Source organism: Pantoea sp. CS_6 (assembly GCF_041954745.1).
Classification (GTDB): Bacteria; Pseudomonadota; Gammaproteobacteria; order Enterobacterales; family Enterobacteriaceae; genus Pantoea; species Pantoea stewartii.
Window position 1 is genome coordinate 70,339 of record NZ_JAVAYG010000015.1, and the last position, 20,798, is coordinate 91,136.

Annotated in this window: 18 protein-coding genes, 1 pseudogene and 1 riboswitch; of the genes and pseudogenes, 10 read left to right on the forward strand and 9 right to left on the reverse strand. The window is 53.2% G+C overall.

Annotated features, from left to right (window positions below; all coding sequences use genetic code 11):
• The first annotated feature begins 125 nt into the window (after nucleotides 1-125).
• The 6 genes from folE to mglC all read left to right on the forward strand — a co-directional run bounded on the left by folE (nucleotide 126) and on the right by mglC (nucleotide 7,111).
• Nucleotides 126-791: a GTP cyclohydrolase I FolE gene (gene folE, locus RAC90_RS19170; protein WP_006119934.1), complete on the forward strand. Its 666-nt coding sequence runs from the start codon at nucleotides 126-128 to the stop codon at nucleotides 789-791.
• A 49-nt stretch (nucleotides 792-840) separates the two neighbouring features.
• On the forward strand, nucleotides 841-2,001 hold the full coding sequence (gene yeiB / locus RAC90_RS19175) for a DUF418 domain-containing protein YeiB (RefSeq protein WP_058702636.1): 1,161 nt from the start codon (nucleotides 841-843) through the stop codon (nucleotides 1,999-2,001).
• 140 nt (nucleotides 2,002-2,141) lie between these two features.
• Nucleotides 2,142-3,182, forward strand: coding sequence for an HTH-type transcriptional regulator GalS (gene galS / locus RAC90_RS19180; protein ID WP_110268213.1), 1,041 nt, complete (start codon nucleotides 2,142-2,144; stop codon nucleotides 3,180-3,182).
• 312 nt (nucleotides 3,183-3,494) lie between these two features.
• Nucleotides 3,495-4,490, forward strand: a complete 996-nt coding sequence (mglB, locus tag RAC90_RS19185; protein ID WP_033740552.1) for a galactose/glucose ABC transporter substrate-binding protein MglB — start codon at nucleotides 3,495-3,497, stop codon at nucleotides 4,488-4,490.
• A gap of 70 nt (nucleotides 4,491-4,560) precedes the next feature.
• A complete protein-coding gene (mglA, locus tag RAC90_RS19190) occupies nucleotides 4,561-6,081 on the forward strand; it encodes a galactose/methyl galactoside ABC transporter ATP-binding protein MglA (protein WP_006119927.1) in 1,521 nt (506 codons plus the stop codon).
• A gap of 19 nt (nucleotides 6,082-6,100) precedes the next feature.
• Nucleotides 6,101-7,111, forward strand: coding sequence for a galactose/methyl galactoside ABC transporter permease MglC (mglC, locus tag RAC90_RS19195; RefSeq protein ID WP_006119926.1), 1,011 nt, complete (start codon nucleotides 6,101-6,103; stop codon nucleotides 7,109-7,111).
• A gap of 465 nt (nucleotides 7,112-7,576) precedes the next feature.
• Here mglC and sanA read toward each other — a convergent pair whose 3' ends face one another.
• The 6 genes from sanA to metG form a co-directional block, all read right to left on the reverse strand.
• The gene (gene sanA, locus RAC90_RS19200; RefSeq protein WP_006119925.1) at nucleotides 7,577-8,296 is read right to left on the reverse strand and encodes an outer membrane permeability protein SanA; all 720 of its coding nucleotides are present in this window, start codon (nucleotides 8,294-8,296) and stop codon (nucleotides 7,577-7,579) included.
• A 135-nt stretch (nucleotides 8,297-8,431) separates the two neighbouring features.
• Nucleotides 8,432-10,129, reverse strand: coding sequence for an NAD-dependent malic enzyme (locus RAC90_RS19205; protein WP_006119924.1), 1,698 nt, complete (start codon nucleotides 10,127-10,129; stop codon nucleotides 8,432-8,434).
• 170 nt (nucleotides 10,130-10,299) lie between these two features.
• On the reverse strand, nucleotides 10,300-11,184 hold the full coding sequence (gene cdd, locus RAC90_RS19210; RefSeq protein WP_375096433.1) for a cytidine deaminase: 885 nt from the start codon (nucleotides 11,182-11,184) through the stop codon (nucleotides 10,300-10,302).
• 118 nt (nucleotides 11,185-11,302) lie between these two features.
• The gene (locus RAC90_RS19215; protein WP_006119921.1) at nucleotides 11,303-11,995 is read right to left on the reverse strand and encodes a CidB/LrgB family autolysis modulator; all 693 of its coding nucleotides are present in this window, start codon (nucleotides 11,993-11,995) and stop codon (nucleotides 11,303-11,305) included.
• Nucleotides 11,988-12,380, reverse strand: a complete 393-nt coding sequence (locus RAC90_RS19220) for a CidA/LrgA family protein (RefSeq protein ID WP_375124660.1) — start codon at nucleotides 12,378-12,380, stop codon at nucleotides 11,988-11,990. The genes RAC90_RS19215 and RAC90_RS19220 overlap by 8 nt, the downstream gene beginning before the upstream one ends.
• Before the next feature lie 115 nt (nucleotides 12,381-12,495).
• Complete coding sequence (metG, locus tag RAC90_RS19225) at nucleotides 12,496-14,529, reverse strand: methionine--tRNA ligase (protein WP_375124661.1); 2,034 nt, start codon at nucleotides 14,527-14,529, stop codon at nucleotides 12,496-12,498.
• 172 nt (nucleotides 14,530-14,701) lie between these two features.
• On the opposite strand from metG, the gene apbC reads away from it, so the two are divergent.
• On the forward strand, nucleotides 14,702-15,814 hold the full coding sequence (gene apbC, locus RAC90_RS19230; RefSeq protein ID WP_375124662.1) for an iron-sulfur cluster carrier protein ApbC: 1,113 nt from the start codon (nucleotides 14,702-14,704) through the stop codon (nucleotides 15,812-15,814).
• On the opposite strand, the gene RAC90_RS19235 is transcribed toward apbC, so the two are convergent.
• The gene (locus RAC90_RS19235; RefSeq protein ID WP_058702640.1) at nucleotides 15,811-16,266 is read right to left on the reverse strand and encodes a GNAT family N-acetyltransferase; all 456 of its coding nucleotides are present in this window, start codon (nucleotides 16,264-16,266) and stop codon (nucleotides 15,811-15,813) included. The genes apbC and RAC90_RS19235 overlap by 4 nt on opposite strands.
• 335 nt (nucleotides 16,267-16,601) lie before the next feature.
• Between RAC90_RS19235 and ahpC the strand changes: the two genes are divergently transcribed.
• The gene (gene ahpC, locus RAC90_RS19240; RefSeq protein WP_033740540.1) at nucleotides 16,602-17,165 is read left to right on the forward strand and encodes an alkyl hydroperoxide reductase subunit C; all 564 of its coding nucleotides are present in this window, start codon (nucleotides 16,602-16,604) and stop codon (nucleotides 17,163-17,165) included.
• Nucleotides 17,166-17,237: 72 nt separating this feature from the next.
• Nucleotides 17,238-18,806 carry an alkyl hydroperoxide reductase subunit F gene (gene ahpF / locus RAC90_RS19245; RefSeq protein ID WP_039338149.1) on the forward strand — a complete coding sequence of 523 codons (1,569 nt, stop codon included), beginning with the start codon at nucleotides 17,238-17,240 and terminating at the stop codon, nucleotides 18,804-18,806.
• Between the two features lie 47 nt (nucleotides 18,807-18,853).
• Here ahpF and RAC90_RS19250 read toward each other — a convergent pair whose 3' ends face one another.
• Both RAC90_RS19250 and RAC90_RS19255 read right to left on the reverse strand, forming a co-directional pair.
• Nucleotides 18,854-19,813, reverse strand: coding sequence for an AEC family transporter (locus tag RAC90_RS19250; protein ID WP_033740536.1), 960 nt, complete (start codon nucleotides 19,811-19,813; stop codon nucleotides 18,854-18,856).
• A 91-nt stretch (nucleotides 19,814-19,904) separates the two neighbouring features.
• Complete coding sequence (locus RAC90_RS19255) at nucleotides 19,905-20,102, reverse strand: hypothetical protein (protein ID WP_006119907.1); 198 nt, start codon at nucleotides 20,100-20,102, stop codon at nucleotides 19,905-19,907.
• 300 nt (nucleotides 20,103-20,402) lie between these two features.
• Nucleotides 20,403-20,498: riboswitch (TPP riboswitch) on the forward strand.
• A 67-nt stretch (nucleotides 20,499-20,565) separates the two neighbouring features.
• Here RAC90_RS19255 and RAC90_RS19260 point away from each other — a divergent pair.
• Nucleotides 20,566-20,798, forward strand: a pseudogene (locus tag RAC90_RS19260) (integrase); the annotation flags it as partial.

Sequence of the window (20,798 nt, forward strand, 5' to 3'; positions counted from 1 at the left end):
AAAGCTTTCATCTCCAATCAGATTGATTGCTGGATTCCCTGCACAGAAAGTTTCACAATACGCGCTCAGTAATATGACCCGCAGGTAACAGACTGCGGGCGCAACACCTGCCGGAGAAGAGTAAGATGAGTACCTTAAGTCAGGAAGCTGCACTGGTTCACGAAGCGCTGCTGGCGCGTGGGCTGGAAACGCCGCTGCGTGCACCTACGCGTGAAATGGACGATGAAACGCGCAAAAGCCTGATTGCAGGCCATATGACGGAAATCATGCAGTTGCTGAATCTGGATCTTGAAGATGACAGCCTGATGGAAACCCCGCACCGCATCGCTAAAATGTATGTCGATGAGGTCTTTTCCGGTCTCGATTACGCCAATTTCCCCAAAATCACCCTTATCGAAAACAAGATGAAGGTGGACGAGATGGTCACGGTACGCGACATTACGCTGACCAGCACCTGTGAACATCACTTTGTGATTATCGATGGTAAAGCCACCGTCGCCTATATTCCCAAAGACAAAGTGATTGGTTTATCCAAAATTAACCGCATCGTGCAGTTTTTTGCCCAGCGACCTCAGGTGCAGGAGCGTCTGACCCAGCAGGTGCTGCTGGCGCTGCAAACATTGTTAGGCACCAATAACGTTGCTGTTTCCATTGATGCCGTCCACTACTGTGTAAAAGCACGCGGTGTGAAGGATGCCACCAGTGCCACCACGACCACTTCCCTGGGCGGTCTGTTTAAATCCAGCCAGAATACCCGTCAGGAATTTCTGCGCGCGGTGCGTCACAGTTAATATCGACAGGTGGGCGCAGATGCGCCTGCCGGGTCCGTCAGGAGCCGCTATGCAACGCTACCTTGCGCTGGATTTTATTCGCGGCTGTGCCATTCTCGGCATCCTGTTGCTGAATATTATTGGTTTTGGCTTACCTTCTGCGGCCTATCTCAATCCTGCCTGGCAGGGCAGCGTCACCTTGTCTGATGCGTGGACATGGGCGCTGTCCGATATCTTCGCGCAGCTTAAATTTCTGACGCTCTTTGCGCTGCTGTTTGGCGCGGGGTTGCAACTGCAGCTGCCGCGCGGAAGTCGCTGGCTGTCCGCCCGTCTGTCATTACTGGTGCTGCTGGGGTTTCTTCACAGCATTTTTATCTGGGAAGGCGATATCCTGCTGGATTACGGCATTATCGGCCTGATCGTCTGGCGGATGCTGCGCGATGCGCCGTCCACGCGTGGGCTAATCAATACCGGGATTTTACTTTATCTGGTGGGCTGTGCGCTGTTGCTGATCTTTGCCCTGATTAGCAGCGCCGAGCCGTCACGCTCGTGGTTGCCCGGCGCCGCAGACATTCAGTATGAACAGTTCTGGAAGGTCAACGGCGGGCTGGCGGCGGTACGCATCCGCCTGGATAACCTCTCCTCCAGTTTAATGGCACTAGTGGCGCAGTATGGCTGGCAACTGGCCGGACTGATGCTGCTGGGCGCGGCCTTGTTACGTAGCGGCTGGCTGAAAGGAACGTTTCCCGTGTCCCATTACCGGCGCGTTGCGCGGATGTTACTGCCGATTGGGCTGGGGATAGCGACGGCAGGTGTGGCCGCGCAATGGTTTGTGGACTGGGATGCACGCTGGAGTGCGTTCTATTTACAACTGCCGCGTGATCTTGCCAGCCCGTTAATCAGTATCGGCTATGCCGCACTGTGCTTTGGATTTTGGCCAGCCATTCAGCGCTGGCGGATGAGTTATGCTATCCAGTGCGTGGGCCGTATGGCGCTCAGTAACTATCTGCTGCAGTCCCTGATCGGCACTACGCTGTTCTACCGCTTCGGGCTTTTTATGCACTTTACGCGCTGGCAACTGGTCATGATGGTGCCAGGCATATGGTGTATTAACCTGCTGTTTTCCGTGCTGTGGCTACGCTATTTCCCGCAGGGGCCGGTGGAATGGATCTGGCGTCGTCTGACACGCTTTCTTGCCACGCCGCACCCCACGTCATCCTCAGAAAGATAATGACGGTCATCACAAAGGTTGCAGAATTGTATGTAACCGTTTTCATTGATGTGACGCAATTCACGCTGTCCCATGCACTTCCCTGACAGAATAGCGCCGGTGCCATAACCGGCGTAATGCCTTTTCTCTGGAAGTGCTGCATGATAACCATTCGAGATGTTGCGCGTCAGGCGGGCGTGTCCGTAGCGACTGTCTCGCGCGTACTAAATAACAGCAGCGCGGTCACCGCTGAAACACGTGACGTCGTGTTACAGGCGGTTGACGCTCTGGGCTATCGCCCAAATGCCAATGCTCAGGCGCTGGCAACCCAGGTGAGCGATACGATCGGCGTCGTCGTCATGGATGTCTCCGATCCCTTTTTTGGCGCGCTGGTCAAAGCGGTGGATACCGTGGCACAGCGCGTCCAGAAACATGTACTGATCAGCAACTCCTGGCATCAGGAAGAAAAAGAGCGTCACGCTATCGAAGTGTTGATACGGCAACGGTGCAATGCGCTGGTGGTCCATGCGAAAACGCTTTCAGACGCAGAGCTGGCGGGCTTTATGAGTCAGGTGCCAGGTATGGTGGTTATCAACCGCAGTATACCGGGTTATGAGGCCCGTTGCGTCAGTCTGGATAATGTGACCGGGGCCTTAATGGCCTCACGCATGCTGCTGCAACAGGGGCATTCCCGCATCGGCTATCTCTGTTCCAGTCATCCCATTGAAGATGTGGATCAACGGCGTGAAGGCTGGTTACAGGCGATGGCAGAGCAGGGAATCCGCCCACAGGAAAGCTGGATAGCCAGCGCAGAGCCGGATATGCAAGGGGGCGAAGCCGCAATGGTGGAACTGCTGGGACGCAATCTGAATCTCAGCGCCATTTTCGCCTATAACGATGGTATGGCGGCCGGTGCCCTTACCGCTCTGAAAGACAATGGCATTCAGGTGCCGCACCATTTTTCTGTCGTCGGCTTCGATGATATTCCGGTTTCGCGGTACACCGATCCTCAACTTACCACAGTCCGTTATCCTATTGTTTCTATGGCAAAACTTGCCACTGAACTGGCCCTGCAGGGCGCGGCAGGCTGTCTTGACACTACGGCGAAACATATCTTTATGCCCACCCTCGTTCGCCGCCATTCCGTCGCGCAAAAGCAAAGTGTGGAGTCCGTCACTAATTCGGGCGATTCCGCGATGTAACCGTTTTCAATCTGTGATTGTATTCACAGTTAATTAACATTGCTATCACTATGATGGCAACGTCTTACAGTACTGAAACATTATGTAACGCCACTCTCCCGTTGAGGGCACCGACAGCATCGTTGGTTCAGGCTTATAACACACGCTTTACGGACGCATTGACCTACATGGAAGTCGAGTTTGGCACGGCACAGCAGTGGCTCAGTCTGATTTAGAGCGCATCTTGCCTCGCCGGATAATTCTTACCCGATGTTCTTCCGCGGCTTGACGCAGCAGAACATAAAAAGACCCTACAGAAAAACCGGAGATACCATGAATAAGAAGGTTTTCACGCTCACAGCACTGGTTGCCAGCATGATGTTTGGTGCAGTAGCCCACGCCGCTGATACCCGTATCGGCGTGACTATTTATAAGTACGACGACAACTTTATGTCGATGGTACGTAAAGACATCGAGAAAGAAGCCAAAACGCTGGGCGGCATCCAGCTGCTGATGAATGACTCGCAGAACGATCAGTCAAAACAAAACGATCAAATTGACGTGCTGATGGCAAAAGGCGTGAAAGCGTTAGCCATCAACCTGGTCGATCCGGCTGCAGCGGCCGTCGTGGTACAGAAAGCCCGTGCGAACGATATCCCGGTTGTGTTCTTCAACAAAGAACCTAACGCCAAAGTACTGGCCAGCTACGATAAAGCCTACTACGTCGGTACCGATTCGAAAGAGTCTGGCGTGATTCAGGGCAAACTGATTGAGAAGCACTGGAAAGCGACCCCGGCCTGGGATCTGAACAAAGACGGTGTGATCCAGTATGTGCTGCTGAAAGGCGAACCAGGCCATCCTGATGCTGAAGCGCGTACCAAATATGTTATCGATACGCTGAACAAAGATGGTGTGAAAACCCAGCAGTTAGCGATGGATACGGCAATGTGGGATACCGCACAGGCTAAAGACAAAATGGACGCCTGGCTGTCAGGCCCTAACGCCAAGAAAATCGAAGTGGTAATCGCGAACAACGATGCGATGGCGATGGGGGCTGTTGAAGCGCTGAAGGCACACAACATGTCTTCTATCCCGGTATTTGGTGTGGATGCCTTACCTGAGGCGCTGGCGCTGGTTAAATCTGGCGCGATGGCCGGTACGGTGCTGAACGATGCGGAAAACCAGGCGAAAGCCACCATCGATATGGCGAAGAACCTTGCCGATGGTAAACCGGCCACCGAAGGCACCAACTTCAAGATGGTCGATAAGATCGTACGCGTACCCTACGTACCGGTTGATCAGGAAAACCTGTCTCAGTTCCAGAAATAATTATGTGCAAACGGGCGCGGCGGCTGCTGCGCCTTTTTTATGTCATCACCGTTTTTTAGCCAGGTAAATTATGGCCAGTGATAATACGACCGCGCAGCGCGAATATCTGCTGGAAATGACCAACGTCAGTAAATCATTTCCCGGCGTTAAAGCTCTCGACAACGTAAATTTAAAAGTGCGGCCTCACTCCGTTCATGCACTGATGGGTGAAAACGGCGCTGGTAAATCAACGTTGTTAAAATGTTTATTTGGTATCTACAAAAAAGATACCGGAAGTATTCTTTTTCAAGGGCAGGAAATAGATTTTAAAAGTTCCAAAGAGGCGCTGGAAAATGGCGTGTCAATGGTGCACCAGGAATTAAACCTGGTATTACAGCGTACCGTGATGGACAACATGTGGCTTGGGCGTTATCCACGCAAAGGCTTCTTTGTCGATCAGGAAAAAATGTACCGTGATACCAAAGCGATTTTTGACGAGCTGGATATTAACATCGATCCCCGTGACAAAGTCGCGCATCTCTCCGTCTCGCAAATGCAGATGATTGAGATTGCCAAAGCGTTTTCTTATGACGCCAAAATCGTGATCATGGATGAACCGACATCCTCGTTGACGGAAAAAGAAGTTAATCATCTGTTCACGATTATCCGTAAGCTGAAAGATCGCGGCTGCGGCATTGTTTATATTTCACACAAAATGGAAGAGATCTTCCAGTTGTGTGATGAAATTACGGTTCTGCGTGATGGTCAGTGGATTGCAACCCAGCCGCTCGAAGGGCTGGACATGGATAAGATCATCGCCATGATGGTGGGGCGTTCATTAAGCCAGCGCTTCCCGGATCGCGTAAATGTGCCGGGCGAGACCATTCTTGAGGTGCGCAATTTAACCTCTCTGCGTCAGCCTTCTATTCGTGATATTTCGTTTGATTTGCGTAAAGGGGAGATACTCGGTATTGCCGGGTTGGTCGGTGCAAAACGTACGGATATCGTCGAAACGCTGTTTGGCATTCGCGAAAAATCGGGCGGCACAATTAAACTGCACGGTAAAACGATTAATAATCACACGGCGAACGAAGCCATCAATCATGGCTTTGCTCTTGTGACGGAAGAACGTCGCTCTACCGGTATTTATGCGTTTCTGGATATTGGTTTTAATTCTCTCATCTCCAATATTAAAAAATATAAGAACAACATTGGTCTGCTGGATAATAAGCGTATGAAGAGTGATACCCAATGGGTTATCGACTCCATGCGGGTAAAAACGCCAGGCCACCACACCCAAATTGGTTCGCTTTCAGGTGGTAACCAACAGAAGGTGATTATTGGACGCTGGTTGCTGACGCAGCCCGAAATATTGATGCTCGATGAACCCACTCGCGGTATTGATGTGGGGGCCAAATTCGAGATTTACCAGCTGATGGCTGAGCTGGCAAAAAAAGAAAAGGGCATCATTATTATCTCTTCCGAAATGCCAGAGCTGTTAGGCATCACCGATCGTATTCTGGTCATGAGTAACGGTCTGGTCGCTGGCATTGTTGATACAAAAACGACTACGCAGAACGAAATATTGCGTTTAGCGTCATTACACCTTTAATGAAGTAAGGGCTGTTAACATGAAAGCGACTACAAAAAAGAATGCGCTAACCTGGCTGAAAGAGGGTGGCATTTATGTCGTGCTACTGGTACTGCTGGCGATTATTATTTTCCAGGATCCGACATTCTTAAGTTTAATGAATCTGAGTAACATTCTGACCCAATCCTCGGTGCGTATTATCATTGCGCTGGGCGTTGCGGGACTGATTGTGACTCAGGGGACAGACCTGTCAGCCGGTCGTCAGGTTGGCCTCGCCGCTATCGTGGCCGCTTCGCTGCTGCAGGCTATGGATAACCCAAACAAAGTGTTCCCACATCTGGAAACCGTACCGATTCCTGTGGTGATCCTGATTGTTTGTGCGATTGGTGCCGTTATCGGCCTGGTGAACGGCGTGATCATTGCTTATCTGAAAGTGACGCCGTTTATCACTACGTTGGGTACCATGATTATCGTTTACGGTATCAACTCGCTGTATTACGACTTCGTAGGCGCATCACCAATTGCAGGCTTCTATGACGGCTTCTCAACCTTTACGCAAGGCTTCCTGCGTTTCGGGGATTTTAAGCTGTCCTACATCACCTTCTATGCGGTGATTGCGATCGTGTTCGTCTGGATTCTGTGGAACAAAACGCGTTTCGGTAAAAACATTTTTGCCATCGGCGGTAACCCGGAAGCGGCAAAAGTCTCCGGCGTAAACGTCAACCTGAACCTGATTCTGATTTATGCCCTTTCAGGCGTGTTCTATGCTTTCGGCGGCATGCTGGAAGCGGGCCGTATCGGCTCGGCAACGAACAACCTTGGCTTTATGTACGAGCTGGATGCTATCGCGGCCTGCGTCGTCGGTGGTGTGTCTTTTGCCGGTGGTGTGGGGACGGTGGCCGGTGTCGTGACCGGTGTGTTGATCTTCACCGTCATCAACTACGGCTTGACCTACATCGGCATTAACCCGTACTGGCAGTACATCATCAAGGGCGGCATCATTATTTTTGCTGTGGCGCTCGACTCGTTGAAGTACGCACGTAAAAAATAACGGCAGAAGTCATCATGTAAGCTAAGCGGCCTGCGGGCCGCTTTTTTTATGGCACGGAAGCCGCCAGCGTGCGCCCGGAAGCAGGAAAGAACGCGGATTCACGGCGAGCCAGCAGGATGCCCGCTATGAGAATGCGTGTTCGAATTGACTTTAATCAGGAACAGAAAGCTGTCCTGTGGACGCAAAATCCTGAGTCAGCAGGTCAGCAGGTCAGCCGGTCAGTAAGGTAAAAAAGCAGCAAATCCGCCGCGCTGGACTGACTGTCATCCTTGGTAACGATGCGTGATAAGCCCTGACGCCATCGCAAAGTCCCGCGCTAAGCCTTGTTTCGCCATAGCAAGGATGCTACGCGTCGGCGATGCACTCCTGTCAGAAAGGCGGAGCCTGCCGCGCCGGCGTTATCATCCGTTCTCACAGTCTATCTTCACGCCAGGGTCAGCGGGCTGTCAGCCAGACAAAGGCGGCTTACTGATGGCGCTTTTGTTCCAGTTCCAGCAGTTGCTCAGGGGTGACAGCAGGATAGCTTTGCGCATCCTCCGGCACATCATGTACGGCGGGAATGGGCACCAGAGGCCCGAGAAAGCGCGGTTCACGCTTGAGGAGGTACAAATCTACCAGCGCGCCAAGACGTGCACCGACCTCACGCATGCGCACCGTCAGCATATTTTTCGGCGAGGGCACAGCGTAGCACTGAGCCTGAATGCCAAGGTGCAGGGCGATAAACAGTGCCCGCTCACAGTGGAAGCGCTGGGTGATGATAATAAAATCGTTGGTATCGAATACCTTGCGCGTGCGGACAATGGAGTCCAGCGTCCGAAAGCCCGCGTAATCCAGTACGATATCCGCCGGGTCGACGCCACCTTTAATTAAATCGCGCCGCATGGTCATGGGTTCGTTATAGCTCTGCTGCGCATTGTCTCCGCTCAGCAGTAAATAGTTAATCTTGCCGCTGTTATAGGCGTTAAGCGCGCCCTGCATCCGGTAGAGGTAGTACTGATTAATCACCCCGGTGCGGTAATATTTTGCCGTGCCCAGCACAACACCGACCTGACGATGGGGCAGTGAGGCCAGATTGTCGTAAATATAGGGGGCGGTTTTCCAGCTTATCCAGCGATCCAGGCCAAGCGCCGTCGCCACCATCGTTAAGATGATGAAAAGCAGAGCAATGAAAACGCGTTTCAACATGCGCCTGAGCACTCGAGATGAGAGGTTTTGGTGGGACAAGGCTACTTGAGCAACCCTCGCGAAGCAAGTTTACCCCGTCTGGCTGGTGCTATTTTAAGCAGCGCTGGATCAGAGGATGATCCAGCGCAGACCTTTTTAGATCGAGGTACGGCGGTAATGACGGTATTGCGGCAGCCAGAAGTTGTTCGAAATAGACTGTGACAGCACGTCTTCCGAGGTCACCACGGCAACGCCCGCCAGTTGCGCGGCTTTGCCCACTTCCATTGCGATCACTTTCGACACGCCCTGAATATCTTTGATTTCAGGCAGTACCGGCCCTTCACCATCGTTGACCAGCGGCGAGCAGTCTGCCAGTGCGCGGCTGGCTGTCATCAGCATGGTATCGGTTACGCGTGATGCGCCCGAGGCAATCACCCCTAAACCGATGCCCGGGAAGATATAGGAGTTGTTACACTGCGCGATCGGATAGGTTTTACCGTTCCATGAAACCGGTGAGAACGGGCTCCCGGTCGCGACCAGTGCAGCACCATCGGTCCAGGCGATAATATCCGCTGGCGTGGCTTCAACGCGCGAGGTGGGGTTAGAGAGCGGCATCACAATAGGACGTTTGCAGTGCTTGTGCATCTCGCGGATGATCTCTTCGGTGAACAGTCCGGGCTGGCCTGAAACCCCAATCAGAATATCGGGTTTGGCGTTGCGCACTACGTCCAGCAGCGAAATCGCATCACTGGCCGTATCCCAGTCTTTTAGGTTGTCGCTTTTCTGCACCAGCTTGCTCTGGAAATCGAGCAGGTTAGGCAACTTATCAGTGAGCAGGCCAAAGCGGTCGACCATCATTACGCGGCTACGCGCCTCTTCATCGCTCAGACCTTCCGACTTCATCTGCGCAATGATTTGCTCTGCGATACCGCAGCCGGCTGAACCTGCCCCCAGGAACACCACTTTTTGTTCGCACAAACGGCTTCCGGCAGCACGACTGGCGGCAATCAGAGTGCCCACGGTGACAGCAGCGGTGCCCTGAATATCATCGTTGAAGCAGCACACTTCATCGCGATAGCGCTCCAGCAGCGGCATTGCGTTTTTCTGCGCAAAGTCTTCAAACTGCAGCAGCACTTTCGGCCAGCGGCGTTTCACGGCCTGGATAAATTCATTAACGAATTCATCGTACTCCTCACCGGTGATACGTGGGTGACGCCAGCCCATATAAAGCGGATCGTTCAGCAGTTGCTGGTTATTGGTACCGACATCCAGCACCACCGGTAAGGTGTAAGCCGGACTGATGCCGCCGCACGCGGTATACAGCGACAGTTTACCAATCGGAATACCCATGCCGCCGATGCCCTGGTCACCCAGGCCCAGAATACGCTCACCGTCGGTCACCACGATGACTTTAACGTTCTGTTTGGTGGCGTTTTGCAGCATGTCTTCGATGTGTTCACGGTTGGGATATGAGATGAACACACCGCGGGCGCGGCGATAAATTTCAGAGAAGTGTTCGCAGGCTGCGCCGACGGTTGGCGTATAAATAATTGGCATCATCTCTTCAAGATGATTGTCCAGCAGACGGTAGAACAGGGTTTCGTTAGTGTCCTGAATATTGCGCAGGTAGACGTGCTTGTCGTTATTATTTTTGAAGTCCTGAAACTGACGCCATGCGCGTTTCGCCTGCTCTTCAATGGTTTCGACCGCTTCGGGCAGTAAGCCGTTGAGATTGAATTCGTTACGCTCTTCGATGCTGAAGGCGCTGCCCTTATTCAGCAGGGGAAATTCCAGCAGAATAGGGCCAGCGTAGGGAATATAGAGCGGGCGTTTACTTTCGTATTCGAGTTCCATGCAGTAATGCTCCGGTTGCGAGTGTTCCTGGCGCAATAAGAGGGTAGAGGACGCCAGTTTATTTTGATAAAGAAGGCCTGGCGTCAGATCCTATGAAATTTCTCGCGGATGTACAGCTTTTGTAAATAAAAGATTTAGAAACTGTTTAAAACCGTGCCCCGCATTACGCTTTACGCCAGCTCGATAACGTTAAGGTTGTCGCAGCCCAGCGCGCGCAGTGTTGCCTGCGTCGCTGAATACTGATCTAACGCAGGCTGTCGGGGCTGGGCCAGCGCCGCTGCCTGAATCGCCTCGCAGGATTCGCCGGCCATATTCAGCAAAATCAGTGCGGCCTGAAGCGGAGGCAGGCTGGGATTGAAGGCCGCATTTTCCGCATAGCGACCGCTAAAAATACGGCCTGAGGCGGTTTGCACTGCAACGCCACTGAACGCGCGGCTGTAAGGGGCATGACTCTTGTTGGCCGCGTCAATGGCCGCCTGCGACAGCGCATCGCCCGTGACAACAAAGCCATGATCCACCTTATCCATCAGCCGTTCGGTGATGTGCAGGTCGCCGGGACCGAAAGCGTCAGGCAGATAGTGCGCTAACGTCTGCACCGGGCGCTGGGGCAGGCTGATACGAATCGCCGTGCCGCTGTTAAGCTCATTCATGAACTGGCGGCAATGCCCGCACGGCGTGTAGTTGACGGTGATGGTCTCCAGGCGCGCTTCGCCGCGCAGCCAGGCGTGCGTAACGGCGCTTTGTTCTGCATGCACGGTTTGCTGCATGGTGGCACCGGCAAACTCCATATTGGCACCGAAATACCAGTTACCGCTTATCCCGCGTGCAATGGCACCGACGTTAAAATGGGACAGCGAGGCGACCGCGCAGGCCGCCGCGACCGGAAGCAGCGCCAGGGCGAGGGCGTCCGCATCCAGTTGGGTTTGCTGTTGCAGGAGGGTGACCTGATCGGCCCGCAGCATCGCGTCAAATCCCGGCTCGCTCAGCACCGGACGAAGCGCGGTTTGCAGGGGAGCCGGCAGTAATTCAAAGGCAGAGTGGAAACGTGGATGCATGGAAGCCTCATTCAATCTTCAGGCAATGTGCCAGACATCGGTTTATATGTGATCTCTGTCGCTCTGACAATGCAACGTGTCTTAGAGTTTTCAACTTTGCGAGATCTCTCCCAAAGTTTTAGCCAAACCAGTGCAGTAGCAGCGGAAAAACAAAGGGTGCCAGTAACGACGTTACGATGCCGCAGATCACCAGTGCCAGCGAACTAAATGCCCCTTCCTGGAAGTCCAGTTCCGCCGCCCGGGCGGTTCCCAGCGCGTGGGACGCATTACCAATCGCCAGACCGCGTGCCGCTTTACTTTTCACGCCCAACAGATTCAGCACCATATGGCCAAATACCGCACCGAGCACACCGGCTATCAGTACACAAATCGCACTGATAGCGGGAATGCCGTGCAGAGAGCCGGATACCGCCATCGCGATCGGTGTGGTGACGGATTTAGGTAAAATCGTGGCGGCGATTTCCGGCGTTGCCCCCATCCACAGGGCGATCGCCGTGCCGGAGGTCATTGCCGTCAGGCTGCCGATCAGGCATACGCCGATAATGGATTTCCAGCGGGCGCGAATCTGATGCATCTGCTCATACAGCGGCAGCGCCAGTGCGACCACGGCGGGCTGTAGCAGGGCATTAAGCACCTGGCTTCCGGCAAAGTAACGTGTATAGGGCAGTTGCAGTAACAGCAGGATGGGAATGATGATCGCCATCGAAACCAGCAAGGGGTTCAGCAGGGCAATCTTCAGCGCGGCAGCCAGTCTGCGCGCCAGGAAAAATGCGCCCAGCGTCAGGGGCAATGACCACCAGATATCACTCATCCTTCACCTCTTTCCTCGGCGCGTGCGAATGCAGCTTGTGGGCACTTAACCCCACGATGCTCAGGACAGCGAAGGTACTGACAAGACACGAGACCACGATAGGGCCAAACTGCGCGGTCAGCAGATCGGTGTAATTCATGACGCCCACACTGATGGGAACGAACAGCAGCGCCATATAGCGAATGATAAGATGACAACCGGGCTTAACCCAGTGGACCGGCACGATTTGAGACGCGAGCAGGGTAAACAAAATCAGCATGCCAATAATGCTGCCGGGCAGCGTAATGGGCAGCAACCTTGCTACGCCGTTTCCGGCATATAAACAGAGATAGAGAAGGGTAAAAGCGCGCAGATAACGCCAACTTATCGCTAGCACGGTGTGCATGACAGGCTCCTGTTTCCAACGAGCGTAATCCTACGCACTGACGATCTGGCGTGCCAGCTGTCAGCGTAAGGCAGAACGGCCCTTCCTGCCATCAGATGCAGGAAGGGCGAACGCCTTATTTAACGGGCATACCCGGCACTGCGCCACTGTCGACAGACAACACGAACAGGTCTTTGCCGCCCGGCCCCGCAGACAGCACCATGCCTTCCGAGACGCCAAAGCGCATTTTACGTGGTGCCAGGTTCGCCACGATAATGGTCATTTTGCCGACGAGTACGGCCGGGTCAGGATAGGCTGCACGGATACCAGAGAAAATCTGGCGCTTCTCGCCGCCCAGATCCAACTCCAGACGCAGCAGTTTGTCTGAGCCGTCCACCAGTTCCGCTTTCTCAATCAGTGCCACGCGCATATCAACTTTGGCAAAGTCATCAATCGTGATGGTATCGCCAATCGGCGCATCCGCCAGTGGGCCGCTGACCGTCGGTTTACTGGCTTCAGCCGCGTCGGCTTTCGACGCTTCAATCAGGCCCTCGACTTTCGCCATCTCAATGCGACCATACAGGGCTTTAAACGGCGCAACCTGATGGTCGAGCAGCGGCTGCTGAATAGCGTCCCAGCTGAGTTCAGTGTTCAGGAAAGCTTCGGCTCGCTCGCTCAGCGACGGCAGCACAGGCTTCAGCCAGGTCATCAGCACACGGAACAGGTTAATGCCCATGGAGCAAATAGCCTGCAGATCGGCATCACGGCCTTCCTGCTTCGCCACCACCCACGGTGCCTGCTCGTCAACATAACGGTTGGCCAGATCGGCCAGCGCCATAATTTCACGAATCGCCCGGCCAAATTCACGGCTTGCCCAGGCCTCGCCAATTTTTTCGGATGCGTCCAGGAAGGTTTGATAAAGCGCCGGATCGGCCAGTTCTGCGGACAGCTTGCCGTCAAAGCGTTTGGTGATAAAACCGGCATTACGTGACGCCAGGTTGACCACTTTGTTCACAATGTCGGCGTTGACGCGCTGAACAAAATCTTCCAGATTCAGGTCGATGTCATCAATACGCGAAGAAAGCTTGGCCGCATAGTAATAGCGCAGGCTGTCGGCATCCAGATGCTGTAACCAGGTACTGGCTTTGATAAAGGTTCCGCGCGACTTCGACATTTTTGCGCCATTTACGGTCACATAGCCATGCACAAACAGGTTGTTGGGTTTGCGGAAGCCGCTGCCTTCCAGCATGGCAGGCCAGAACAGGCTGTGGAAGTAGACGATGTCTTTACCAATGAAGTGGTACAGCTCTGTGGTGGAACCCTGCTGCCAGAATTCGTCAAAACTGATGTCGCCGCGTTTGTCACACAGGTTCTTAAACGCGCCCATATAGCCGATCGGCGCATCCAGCCAGACGTAGAAGTATTTGCCCGGCGCGCCAGGAATTTCGAAGCCAAAGTACGGCGCATCACGGGAGATATCCCACTGTTGCAGACCGGATTCGAACCACTCCTGCATTTTATTGGCGACCTGCTCCTGCAGTGCGCCAGAACGCGTCCAGGCGCGCAGCATTTCGCTGAATGACGGCAGGTCAAAGAAGAAGTGCTCGGAATCACGCAGCACAGGGGTTGCACCGGACACCACAGATTTCGGATCGATCAGTTCGGTCGGGCTGTAGGTCGCGCTGCACACCTCGCAATTGTCGCCGTACTGGTCAGGCGTTTTACATTTCGGGCAGGTGCCTTTCACGAAACGGTCAGGCAGGAACATGCCTTTTTCCGGATCGTACAGCTGAGAAATTGTGCGGTTCTTAATGAAACCGTTCTCTTTCAGGCGACCATAGATGAGTCCGGCCAGCTCACGGTTCTCGTCGCCGTGCGTTGAGTGATAGTTATCATAGCTGATATTAAAACCGGCAAAATCTGTTTCGTGCTCGTGTTTCATTTCAGCAATCATCTGTTCCGGCGCAATGCCCAACTGCTGAGCCTTCAGCATGATCGGCGTGCCGTGGGCGTCATCGGCGCAGATGAAGTAAACCTGATTGCCACGCATTCGCTGATAACGCACCCAAATGTCCGCCTGGATATGCTCGAGCATGTGGCCGAGATGAATTGAGCCGTTAGCGTAAGGCAGGGCGCAGGTTACCAGAATTTTTTTTGCGACTTGAGTCATAGTTTGCGTAGCTTTCAGTTAAGTAAAAAACGGGCTTAGATGGTAACCGATGGGCACAGCCGCGTAAACATAAGGGATTTCCCGCCGCGCGGCCCGTGAAACGATCGGCATCTGATAGTATTGTTACTACATCGTTGAAAAACAGCATAAGCACAGCAGAAAAGGAGTGGGGATGACAGCGCAATCCCGGGAACCACATACACCAGAAGCCTTACGCGCCGTTGTGGCCGGCGTTCTGAACAGCTTTGAGCATCCGACGCTGCAACGTAACCTTATTACCCTGAAGGCGCTGCATCATGTGGCGCTGCTGGATGGGACGTTGCATATTGAACTGCGGATGCCTTTTGCCTGGCACAGCGCGTTTGAGACCTTAAAAGCAGACACCAGCGCTGAGCTACTGCGTCTGAGCGGCGCGCAGGCCATCGACTGGCGGTTAAGTCACGAGATTGCTACGTTGAAACGCGTGAAAAATCACCCTGGTGTTAACGGCGTGAAGAACATTATCGCGGTCAGCTCCGGTAAAGGCGGCGTGGGCAAATCGAGTACCGCAGTTAATATGGCGCTGGCGTTACTGGCTGAAGGCGCACGTGTGGGCATTCTGGATGCCGATATTTATGGCCCGTCCGTGCCCAACATGCTGGGCTGTGAAAAAGAGCGCCCGACCTCGCCTGACGGCACCCATATGGCGCCGATCATGTCCCATGGTCTGGCAACCAATTCCATCGGCTATCTGGTGACCGACGATAACGCGATGGTGTGGCGCGGCCCTATGGCCAGCAAAGCGCTGATGCAGTTACTTACCGAAACCCAGTGGCCCGACCTGGATTATATGGTGCTGGATATGCCGCCAGGAACCGGAGATATCCAGTTAACGCTCGCGCAGAGTGTGCCCGTCACCGGTGCGCTGGTGGTCACTACGCCACAGGACATCGCGCTCATCGATGCACGCAAAGGCATGGTCATGTTCGAAAAGGTTAACGTCCCGGTGCTGGGCGTGGTGGAGAACATGAGTATCCACGTCTGCAGCCAGTGCGGTCACCATGAGCCGATTTTTGGTACCGGCGGAGCGCAACGGCTGGTGGACGACTATGGCACGCGGCTGCTGGCACAGCTTCCCCTGCATATTCATTTGCGTGAAGATCTGGATGATGGCGAGCCAACGGTTATTCGTCGGCCGGACAGTGAATTTACGATGCTGTACCGTCAGCTCGCCGGACGTGTGGCCGCCCAGCTTTACTGGCAGGGCGAGGTGATTCCCGGCGATATCGCCTTCCGCGCGCTTTAACCCTTCTGCGCGTCGCTCTCATAGTGCGACGCCGGGGGATAATGCATTAACAGATAGCCGCCTTGATCGCTTTCACCCTGGGAAATCACTTTCCAGCCATGTTGCAGGTAAAACGTCTGGGCGGCCTTGTTCATTTGCAGACACTTCAGCGCGCCGGTTGATGTAAAGCGTGACTGGACGGCCTCAAGCAGTGCACTGCCCACGCCGCGCCCCTGATAATCAGGATCCACATACAGGCTGTGTAAGAAATTATCGTTTTCCATCAGACCCGCGAATCCTGCCCGATGCCCGTCCAGCTCAGCCACTAAAACGGTTTCGCCGAGTATCACCTGATCGAAGTCTTCCAGTTGCCAGTCATCGTTGGCGATCCAGTCCCAGTTATGCCGACGGGCCGCCAGAAACAACGTCCGCAGGAAAGGACGGTCGGCCTCTGTAAATAATCGAATATGCACATCAAGCTCCGTTAAACATCTTTTAACAACCCTGGCAGGGATTCTCAAAAAAGTAAAAGCAGAACAAATGTCATCACTTTCCTTGTACACTGCCCGACGGTGCCTTATGGGAAAACAGCAAACGGCCTTCAGTTAACGCACAGGGGTTATTGCCTGGAAGCACGCAATATATCTTTTTGCGGGTAAATGAAGGTAAGAAAAGCGGTTTTTTCCCTTAACGATCAACGCTATCGGCGTTTGATAGCTTTCGTTTATTTTATTGATAACGAGGGCTTATTAGATGTTGGCCCGGAAAATTTGTAAGCTGCATCACATATTTTAAAGGAGGCCATCACATGTCCATTATCAACACCAAAATTAAGCCGTTCAAAAACAGTGCATTTAAAGACGGCCAGTTTATCGAAGTAACCGAGAAAGACGTTGAAGGTAAATGGAGTGTTTTCTTCTTTTATCCGGCTGACTTCACCTTTGTTTGCCCAACCGAACTGGGCGACGTCGCGGATCACTATGAAGAGTTCCAGAAACTGGGCGTGGACATCTACTCAGTGTCTACTGATACCCACTTTACCCACAAAGCCTGGCACGGCTCTTCTGACACCATCGCAAAAATCAAATATGCGATGATCGGTGACCCAACTGGCGCGCTGACCCGCAACTTCGACATCATGCGCGAAGATGAAGGTCTGGCTGACCGTGGTACATTCATCGTTGACCCACAGGGTGTTATCCAGGCTGTAGAAATCACCGCTGAAGGTATTGGCCGTGATGCGTCTGACCTGCTGCGCAAAGTGAAAGCGGCGCAGTACGTGGCTTCTCACCCTGGTGAAGTGTGCCCGGCCAAATGGAAAGAAGGTGATGCGACTCTGGCGCCTTCGCTGGACCTGGTTGGCAAAATCTAATTTCCGCATCGCAACGTCGATCATTTTCTCATCGGGTGCTTCGGCACCCGATTTTTTGACCAGGAACTCACTATGCTTGATACCAATTTAAAAACGCAGCTCAAAGCTTATCTTGAGAAACTCACCAAGCCTGTGGAGTTGATTGCAACGCTGGATGATGGCGCAAAATCAACCGAGATTCGCAATCTGTTGGTCGATATCGCGAGCCTGTCTGACAAGGTCAGCTTTCGTGAAGAGAACGATCGTCAGGTGCGTAAACCCTCATTTTTAATCACTAACCCTGGTGCGGATCACGGCCCACGTTTTGCGGGTTCGCCGCTGGGTCATGAATTTACCTCACTGGTGCTGGCGCTGTTACAGACCGGTGGGCACCCGTCCAAAGAAGCACAAAATCTGCTTGATCAGATTGCGGCGCTGGATGGAGATTTCCATTTCGAAACCTATTATTCGCTGTCCTGCCACAACTGTCCGGATGTGGTACAGGCTCTGAATCTGATGGCGGTCCTGAACCCGCGCATCAGCCACACCGCGATTGACGGTGGCTTGTTCCAGAACGAAATTCAGGAACGGAATGTCATGGGCGTGCCGGCGGTTTTCCTGAACGGCAAAGAGTTTGGTCAGGGCCGCATGAGCCTGGCGGAGATCGTCAGTAAAGTCGACACCAATGCTGACAAGCGCGCAGCAGAAGCGCTGAATAAACGCGAAGCCTATGATGTGCTGATTATTGGCAGCGGTCCCGCTGGCGCAGCGGCCGCCATCTATTCTGCCCGTAAAGGCATCCGCACCGCCCTGATGGGTGAGCGTTTCGGCGGACAGGTACTGGATACCGTTGATATCGAAAACTATATTTCCGTGCAGAAAACGGAAGGGGCCAAACTGGCTGGCGCACTGCGTGCCCACGTTGACGATTACAGTGTTGATGTGATTGACAGTCAGAGCGCGATTAAACTGATTCCGTCTGCGGCGAAAGGCGGCCTGCATGCCATTGAAACGGCGTCAGGTGCCGTACTGAAATCCCGTAGCATCATCCTGGCGACCGGCGCGCGCTGGCGCAACATGGGCGTACCGGGGGAAGAGCAGTACCGTACTAAAGGTGTGACCTATTGCCCGCACTGTGACGGTCCGCTGTTCAAAGGTAAACGCACTGCCGTCATCGGTGGCGGTAACTCCGGCGTGGAAGCGGCTATCGATCTGGCTGGTATCGTTGAACACGTCACATTGCTGGAATTTGCCAGTGAAATGCGCGCAGACAAAGTGCTGCAGGACAAACTGCGCAGCCTGAAAAACGTGGATGTGATCCTGAATGCACAAACCACCGAAGTGAAAGGCGACGGCAGCAAAGTTACCGGCCTGCAATATCTGGATCGCACCAACCAGACAACCCATGAACTGGCGCTGTCAGGCATTTTTGTTCAGATTGGCCTGCTCCCTAACACCACCTGGCTGGAAGGGGCGGTTGAGCGCAACAAGATGGGTGAAATCATCATCGATGCAAAATGCGAAACCAGCCTGAAAGGCGTTTTCGCAGCAGGCGACTGCACCACGGTGCCTTACAAGCAAATCATCATTGCCAGCGGTGAAGGGGCAAAAGCCTCGCTGAGCGCTTTTGATTACCTGATTCGCACCCAACCTGCACACTAAGTTTTTCGGTGCAAAAGCCAGCCCTGTAACCTGTGTTACAGGGCTTTTTAGTATCCGGCCAGCGTCATTAACATCATCCACAACGGCGTGGTTATCGCGGCAAAAAGGGTGGAAAGCAGCATACTGGCGGCCGTGGGGCCGGTAATCACGTTAAATTTCTGCGACATCAGGTAAACATTCACACCGACCGCCATCGACCCCAGCAGCACTACCACTTTACTTTCCAGCGCAGGCAGACCCGTCAGCCAGGCGATCGCCCAGACACACAGCGGCTGCAGAATCAGTTTCAACGCACAAATCGTGTAACTCTCTTTCAAGCCTTCCCGCACCCGGTAGTGCGCCAGGCTCATGCCGAGAGTGACCAACGATAAGGGTGCGGCGATGGACGCCAGCATGCGCAGCGGTTCAGCGGCGATGGCGGGAAGCGGCCGCTGCAACAGGCTCCAGGCGGTGCCTGATAAGATGCCAATAATTAACGGATTCCTGAGCACGCTAATCAAGGTGCGCTTAAAGCCCTGAAGGGAAAAACTGCCCTGTTTCGACCATTCCACCGAGACGGTGAGTAATGTCCAGAGGATCAGACTGTTAAACACCAGCACCAGCGCAACCGATGGCAAGGCACCGGGGCCCAGCAGGACGGTAGCGACCGGAATGCCCAGCATAACGTTATTTGAAAAGACCCCGCCCAGGGCAAAGACCGAGCCGGCCACGCCATCCAGATGAAACAGACGCGAGGCAAGGATTCGGCCCACGATAAACACCAGCAGACAACTGCCAAAGAATGCCAGAAGCAGGCGCACATCGACCGCGGGACTGTTGTAAAAGTCACTCATGATGCGAAACAGCATGCAGGGCAGGGCAACGTTAAAGACAAACCGGTTCATGCCTTCGCTGATGCTCAGCGGCCATTTGCCCCATTTCGTCAGGCAATAACCCAGGAAAATAAGAATAAACAGCGGGGCTGACAGGTAAATCTGGTGTCCTAATGTATCCAGCAGGAAGGGCATAAGCGTAAGCAGTCCAGTGACTCAGTAAGGGCAAGACTACCAAATTGCGTCGGCCGCGTAACCTGGCAAAACGTGTACCCGACCCGCGAATTTACCCCAGCCAGCGGCGCGCCTGGTCATCACTGATATCGCGATAATACACCCGATGGATAACCGCATCGCAACGCTGACAACGGGCAGAAAGATAAGTGGAATAATAGTGTCGGCCAGAAGGAGAAAGGGCACCCTGACGGGTAATGGTGATGTCAGTCCATCGGTGACGATGAGGGATAAGCGCTAAAAATCGCATCATGCTTCCTGTCAAGTATGAAGTGTTCTGGTAATTTTTAACTACGTGATATGAAGATTTATTGTTGCGATGTTGTAGTCAGGTGTTTGTTATTGCTGGGCATTCTGATAATGGTGAAGGATATAATTTACTTGCGTAAATACCTTTACTGCTCTGACGTGCAAATTTTAAGCCCGCAGCATTAAGCCTTTTTTCGTGCGGTGGGGAGTTGATCCGGATCATGTAAAAGTCTCGCCCGCCAGGTTGAAAAAAGAATAAGCACCTTGCTTAAATTTAGGGGCTTACTTATTCTTCTCTGCGTAACACGACTCGGGGTGCCCTTCTTTGTGAAGGCTGAGAAAAACCCGTATTACCTGATCTGGATAATGCCAGCGTAGGTTGCCAAGATTCTGATTAGTATTCATGTGGTTACATTTCTTTTTGTCCGTGTGTAATGCACCTAAGGTACAAAAAGAGCGTAACCATGAGGTACAAAACCCTACCATACACGTTTCAACGAAACGGTAATTACTATCTACAGATCCGGCTTTCAAATGGCAGGATGTATAAAAGATCACTCCTTACTGATAGCTATCACCAAGCCTCTGCTTTGATGATTAACATCACTCCGCACATCCCATTTGTTAAATCATTAGCAACTCCGACTCCGATGTTTGATGCGTTTATCTCAAACCTGATCGTGTCAGAACGTAGGAC

Coding starts and splice junctions, on each gene's coding strand:
- folE (WP_006119934.1), top strand. CDS start 126: ATGAGTACCTTAAGTCAGGAAGCTGCACTGGTTCACGAAGCGCTGCTG.
- yeiB (WP_058702636.1), top strand. CDS start 841: ATGCAACGCTACCTTGCGCTGGATTTTATTCGCGGCTGTGCCATTCTC.
- galS (WP_110268213.1), top strand. CDS start 2,142: ATGATAACCATTCGAGATGTTGCGCGTCAGGCGGGCGTGTCCGTAGCG.
- mglB (WP_033740552.1), top strand. CDS start 3,495: ATGAATAAGAAGGTTTTCACGCTCACAGCACTGGTTGCCAGCATGATG.
- mglA (WP_006119927.1), top strand. CDS start 4,561: ATGGCCAGTGATAATACGACCGCGCAGCGCGAATATCTGCTGGAAATG.
- mglC (WP_006119926.1), top strand. CDS start 6,101: ATGAAAGCGACTACAAAAAAGAATGCGCTAACCTGGCTGAAAGAGGGT.
- sanA (WP_006119925.1), bottom strand. CDS start 8,296: ATGTTGAAACGCGTTTTCATTGCTCTGCTTTTCATCATCTTAACGATG.
- RAC90_RS19205 (WP_006119924.1), bottom strand. CDS start 10,129: ATGGAACTCGAATACGAAAGTAAACGCCCGCTCTATATTCCCTACGCT.
- cdd (WP_375096433.1), bottom strand. CDS start 11,184: ATGCATCCACGTTTCCACTCTGCCTTTGAATTACTGCCGGCTCCCCTG.
- RAC90_RS19215 (WP_006119921.1), bottom strand. CDS start 11,995: ATGAGTGATATCTGGTGGTCATTGCCCCTGACGCTGGGCGCATTTTTC.
- RAC90_RS19220 (WP_375124660.1), bottom strand. CDS start 12,380: ATGCACACCGTGCTAGCGATAAGTTGGCGTTATCTGCGCGCTTTTACC.
- metG (WP_375124661.1), bottom strand. CDS start 14,529: ATGACTCAAGTCGCAAAAAAAATTCTGGTAACCTGCGCCCTGCCTTAC.
- apbC (WP_375124662.1), top strand. CDS start 14,702: ATGACAGCGCAATCCCGGGAACCACATACACCAGAAGCCTTACGCGCC.
- ahpC (WP_033740540.1), top strand. CDS start 16,602: ATGTCCATTATCAACACCAAAATTAAGCCGTTCAAAAACAGTGCATTT.
- ahpF (WP_039338149.1), top strand. CDS start 17,238: ATGCTTGATACCAATTTAAAAACGCAGCTCAAAGCTTATCTTGAGAAA.
- RAC90_RS19250 (WP_033740536.1), bottom strand. CDS start 19,813: ATGCCCTTCCTGCTGGATACATTAGGACACCAGATTTACCTGTCAGCC.
- RAC90_RS19255 (WP_006119907.1), bottom strand. CDS start 20,102: ATGCGATTTTTAGCGCTTATCCCTCATCGTCACCGATGGACTGACATC.